This is a genomic window from Streptomyces roseochromogenus subsp. oscitans DS 12.976, from assembly GCF_000497445.1.
Lineage (GTDB): Bacteria > Actinomycetota > Actinomycetes > Streptomycetales > Streptomycetaceae > Streptomyces > Streptomyces oscitans.
The window spans coordinates 734,185-739,216 of the sequence record NZ_CM002285.1; the positions used below are offsets into that span (position 1 = coordinate 734,185).

Below are 5,032 nucleotides of genomic sequence, written 5' to 3' on the forward strand. Positions count from 1 at the left end.
GGACTGGCTGGTGCCGCTGCTTGCGTCCGCCGTGGGAGCCGTCCGCGAGCCGGGCACGCCGCCGGGCACCAGGACCGGCGCCGAGGACGTACCGGCGCGGCTGGCGGCACGCGGATGAGCGCGGCACCTGTGCGCCATCCGGTGTACGTCGGGGACGACGGCGCCCTCCGGGACGCCGCCGAGGCGATCGCAGCGGACTGGGCGGCCCTCGGCGTGCGCGGCTCATTCCTCGCCCGGAACCTCGACACGGGCGAACAACTCGGCTTCGCTATTGGTGAGTTGACACCGCTTGCGTCGGTGGTGAAGGTGCCGCTGGCCCTCGTCGTACTGGACCGGATCGCGGCCGGGGAACTCGACCCGGGGACCCCGGTGGAGGTCGACCCGGCGAGGAGCAGCGTCGGTCCTACCGGGCTCGCGGCGTTCCGTCACCCGGCCACCGTGGCCGTCGGCGATCTGCTTGTGCTGATGCTGTCGGTGAGCGACAACGCCGCGGCGGACACCCTGCTCGATCTGGTGCCGGTGGCGGACGTGGACGAGCGGTTGCGCGCCTGGGGGTGCGGAGAGATCCGGATGCGGCACCGGCTGAACCACATGTACGAGTGCGCCGCCGGTGCCGCCGGCAACGATTTCTCGCTCGCGCTGGAACTGGCCCTCCGGGACGAGCGGGCGGGCCGGCACACCATCGAGACCCTGGATCCGGCGTACGCCAACGTCGGCTCGGCTGCGGCGCTCGTCGAACTGCTGCGGCGGGTGTGGTGCGACCAGGTGTCCGTCCCCTCGGCCACGGCGGAGCTGCGGCGGCTGATGGGGCTGCAGGTCTTCACGCAGCGGCTGGCGAGTGAGCTGCGGGCGGACACGCTGCGGTGGAGCGGTAAGACGGGCACCTTCTTGCATCTGCGGCACGAGATCGGTGTGGTCGAGGCGGAGTCCGGGGATCGGGTGGCCATTGCTGCGCTGACCCGTGCGGACCGCTGCGCGGGGCTTGCGCCGGATATCGACCTCGCGATCGGGGTGGCGGGGCGGGAGGCGTTCGAGGTGCTGCGGAGTTGAGTGTGCCGTTCGCATCAGCGCCGTCGGGCGTTTGGCTGTCGGGCGGCTACGGGTGCGTGGTGGCTGGTCGCGCAGTTCCCCGCGCCCCTTGGCATACTGCCCCGCTCGGTGTTTGTGAGTTCCGTCAGCGGACGGCCCCGGCCGCCGTCTTCGCCGGGGCCGCCCGCTGGTCGAGTGCCGGTCAGGAAGGCTTCGCCGCCGAGACCGCGGTGGCGGTGACGGTGTTGTCGCACTCGGCGAACTCACCGTCCGAGAGGGCGACTTGGTGTGCGCCCGAGCCGGGCAGTCCGATCACGAGCGTCGGGTAGACGGCGGGCTTCGCGCCGGACACGCAGTAGCCGTCGGCCTCGCCCTGGACCTGGTGGAAGGTCAGCTTCACCCATGCCTTGCCGCCCGGCGCGAGGGGCACGGCCGACGCGGTGCCCGTGGGGGTCACCTTCAGCGGGCTGTTGTGCTCGGGGGAACCGTTGCCCGCTCCGGCCACCGACGGGTGGCCTCGCAGGACGCACGCGTGTCCGGAGACGTTCGTGAACTCGACGATCGCTGCGCCCGTGCCGGTGCCGTCGGGACGGTTGGCCGCCTGGTAGGCCGTCGCGTTCACGGCCGACACCGAGCATGTCGGCTTCGTACCGGTCACGGTGCCGGATATGGGAGAGGCGGGGGCGCCCGGAGCGGTCGAGGTACCGCCGCCGGAGGATCTCGAGGCCGACGGGGCCGTGGGGGTGGGGTTCGTGGCGGCGGGGGCGGTGCGCGAGGGGGCTGCGGAGGCCGGGGCCGGGGAGGACGTCTTGGCCGCCCCGCTGTCATCGCCCGGATCGCATGCCGTCAGCGACAGTGCGGCGGCGATCACGGCTGTCGCGGACGCGGCGAGGCGGATGGTGTTGCGGTGCTGCATGGGGTCCCCCGATTCCGGTGTGCGTCGTTCGACCGGCTCCGTGCCGGTGCTCACAGACGGAGACAGAGCCGGGGTGCTCAGGGTTTCCCCTGTGGCCCGCCTGTGACGGTTGTGGATCACCTGTGACGGTTCCGTGGGGGAGAGTGCGGGAGAGACCCCGCGTCCGCCCGCAACGGCAAGGGCGTCCGGGCCGACCTGTACGGGTCGGCCCGGACGCCCTCGAAGCGGTGATCAGACGAGGTCGTACCGGTCCGCGTTCATGACCTTGACCCACGCGGCGACGAAGTCCTTCACGAACTTCTCCTTCGCGTCGTCACTGGCGTACACCTCGGCGACGGCACGCAGCTCGGAGTTCGAGCCGAAGACCAGGTCGGCCCGGGTGCCGGTCCACTTGACCGCACCGGAGGCGTCACGGCCCTCGAACTCGTCCTGCGCGGAGGAGGTCGACTTCCACTCGGTGTCCAGGTCGAGCAGGTTGACGAAGAAGTCGTTCGTCAACGTGCCCGGCCGGTCGGTGAGGACACCGTGCTTGGAGCCGTTGTGGTTGGCGCCGAGGACGCGCAGACCACCGACGAGGACGGTCATCTCGGGCGCGCTCAGCCGGAGCAGGTTCGCCTTGTCGACCAGCAGGAACTCGGCCGGCAGGCGGTTGCCCTTGCCGACGTAGTTCCGGAAGCCGTCGGCGGCCGGCTCGAGGTTGGCGAAGGACTCGACGTCCGTCTGCTCCTGCGAGGCGTCGACACGGCCCGCCGTGAACGGCACCTCGACCTCGACACCGCCGTCCTTGGCCGCCTTCTCGACGGCCGCGGATCCCGCGAGCACCACGAGGTCGGCCAGCGAGACCCGCTTGCCGCCCTTGGCGTTGAAGGACTCCTGGATGCCCTCCAGGGCACGCAGCACCTGGGCCAGCTCGTCCGGGTTGTTGACCTCCCAGTTACGCTGCGGCTCCAGACGGATACGGCCGCCGTTGGCGCCGCCGCGCTTGTCGCTGCCGCGGAAGGACGAAGCGGCCGCCCAGGCGGCGGAGACCAGCTGCGAGACGGTGAGGCCCGTGCCGAGGATCTCCTCCTTGAGGGAGGCGATGTCCGCGGCGTCGATCGGCTCACCGGTGCGCTGCGGCAGCGGGTCCTGCCACAGCAGCTCCTCGCTGGGCACCTCGGGGCCGAGGTAGCGGACGACCGGGCCCATGTCGCGGTGCGTCAGCTTGTACCAGGCGCGGGCGAAGGCGTCCGCGAATTCCTCGGGGTTCTCGTAGAAGCGGCGCGAGATCGGCTCGTAGATCGGGTCGAAGCGCAGCGAGAGGTCCGTGGTGAGCATCGTCGGACGGTGCTTCTTCTCCGGGTCGAACGCGTCCGGGACGTTCTCCGGGGCGTCCTTGGCCACCCACTGGTTGGCGCCGGCCGGGCTCTGGGTCAGCTCGTACTCGTATTCGAAGAGGTTCTTGAAGAACTCGTTGCTCCATTTCGTCGGCGACTGGGTCCAGATGACCTCGAGGCCACTGGTGATGGCGTCCTTGCCGACGCCGGTGCCGTAGCTGCTCTTCCAGCCGAGGCCCATCTGCTCCAGCGGGGCGGCCTCCGGGTCGGCACCGACGTTGTCCGCCGGGCCGGCGCCGTGGGTCTTGCCGAAGGTGTGGCCACCGGCGATGAGGGCGACGGTCTCCTCGTCGTTCATCGCCATACGGCGGAAGGTCTCACGGATGTCGCGGGCCGCGGCGATCGGGTCCGGGTTGCCGTTCGGGCCCTCGGGGTTGACGTAGATGAGACCCATCTGGACCGCGGCGAGCGGGTTCTCCAGCTCACGGTCACCGGTGTAGCGCTGGTCGTCCAGCCAGACGGTCTCGGGGCCCCAGTAGACGTCCTCGTCGGGCTCCCACTCGTCCACGCGGCCACCGGCGAAGCCGAAGGTCTTGAAGCCCATCGTCTCCAGCGCAACATTGCCCGTGAGGACCATCAGGTCGGCCCAGGAAATGGACTTGCCGTACTTTTTCTTCACCGGCCACAGCAGACGGCGGGCCTTGTCCAGGCTCGCGTTGTCCGGCCAGCTGTTGATCGGCGCGAAGCGCTGCTGACCACCGCCGGCGCCGCCGCGGCCGTCGCTGATGCGGTACGTACCGGCGCTGTGCCAGGCCATACGGATCATGAGCGGGCCGTAGTTGCCGAAGTCGGCGGGCCACCAGTCCTGTGAGGTGGTGAGCACCTCGGCGATGTCACGCTTCACCGCGGCGAGGTCCAGGGCGTTGAAGGCCTCGCGGTAGTCGAAGTCCTCGCCGAGCGGGTTGGCCACGGCCGGGTTCTTGGCAAGGATCTTCAGGTTGAGCCGCTCCGGCCACCACTGGCGGTTGCCACCGCCCTGGGTCGGGTGCGCGGCGCGGCCATGGGCGACAGGGCAGCCGCCCTCCGCCTTCGCGTCTGCGACGTTGGCGTCGATGTTCTCAGTCATGGCATTCCTTCCGAACTGTGCGGAACTCGGTGCTCAGGAACTGCGGCCGGTGGAACAGTCGGGGCACATACCCCAGTAAACGACCTCGGCCTCGTCGATGGAGAAGCCGCGGTCGTCGGAGGCGGTCAGACAGGGCGCGTCGCCGACGGCGCAGTCGACGTCGGCGACGGCACCGCACGACCGGCACACGATGTGGTGATGGTTGTCCCCCACGCGCCCCTCGAACCGGGCCGGGTGTCCGGCCGGCTCGATCCGGCGGACCAGACCCGCCGCGGTGAGGGCGTGAAGGGCCTCGTAGACGGCTTGCAGGGAGATGTGGCCCACGCGGGCACGGACCCCGGAGGCGATCGCCTCGACGCCGAGGTGGTCGCCGTCCCGGACGGTCTCCAGCAGCGCGACGCGGGCCGCCGTCACGCGCAGGCCGGCACCGCGGAGCTCCTCGGCGGTGGTCGGGGTCGGGGAGGCGGTCATGAGGCCGAACCTACCCTCATAAACACGAGCGATTCAAGAAAACGAGCAATGCAATTTTGGTCGCGCCCCGTCGCCCGCCGTCCACCTCGGCGTCCGCTGCCTTACCCTCCCGTGGGTTTGCATTCACCTTTGCCTTCGCATGGCTCCGCCGGGTGTACGGGTCCGCCTCTGGAC

At 70.5% G+C, this 5,032-nt stretch carries 4 protein-coding genes; 1 reads left to right on the forward strand and 3 read right to left on the reverse strand.

What is annotated here, in order from left to right:
* Positions 1–114: 114 nt before the first annotated feature.
* On the forward strand, positions 115–1,050 hold the full coding sequence (locus tag M878_RS53535; RefSeq protein ID WP_031223934.1) for a serine hydrolase: 936 nt from the start codon (positions 115–117) through the stop codon (positions 1,048–1,050).
* Between the two features lie 181 nt (positions 1,051–1,231).
* Here the strand turns inward: M878_RS53535 and M878_RS53540 are convergent, their stop codons facing one another.
* From M878_RS53540 to M878_RS53550, 3 genes are all read right to left on the reverse strand, one after another.
* Positions 1,232–1,945, reverse strand: a complete 714-nt coding sequence (locus tag M878_RS53540; protein WP_031223941.1) for a DUF4232 domain-containing protein — start codon at positions 1,943–1,945, stop codon at positions 1,232–1,234.
* A 231-nt stretch (positions 1,946–2,176) separates the two neighbouring features.
* Positions 2,177–4,387, reverse strand: a complete 2,211-nt coding sequence (gene katG / locus M878_RS53545; protein WP_023544710.1) for a catalase/peroxidase HPI — start codon at positions 4,385–4,387, stop codon at positions 2,177–2,179.
* Positions 4,388–4,420: 33 nt separating this feature from the next.
* Positions 4,421–4,858, reverse strand: coding sequence for a Fur family transcriptional regulator (locus M878_RS53550; RefSeq protein ID WP_023544711.1), 438 nt, complete (start codon positions 4,856–4,858; stop codon positions 4,421–4,423).
* Between the last annotated feature and the right edge of the window lie 174 nt (positions 4,859–5,032).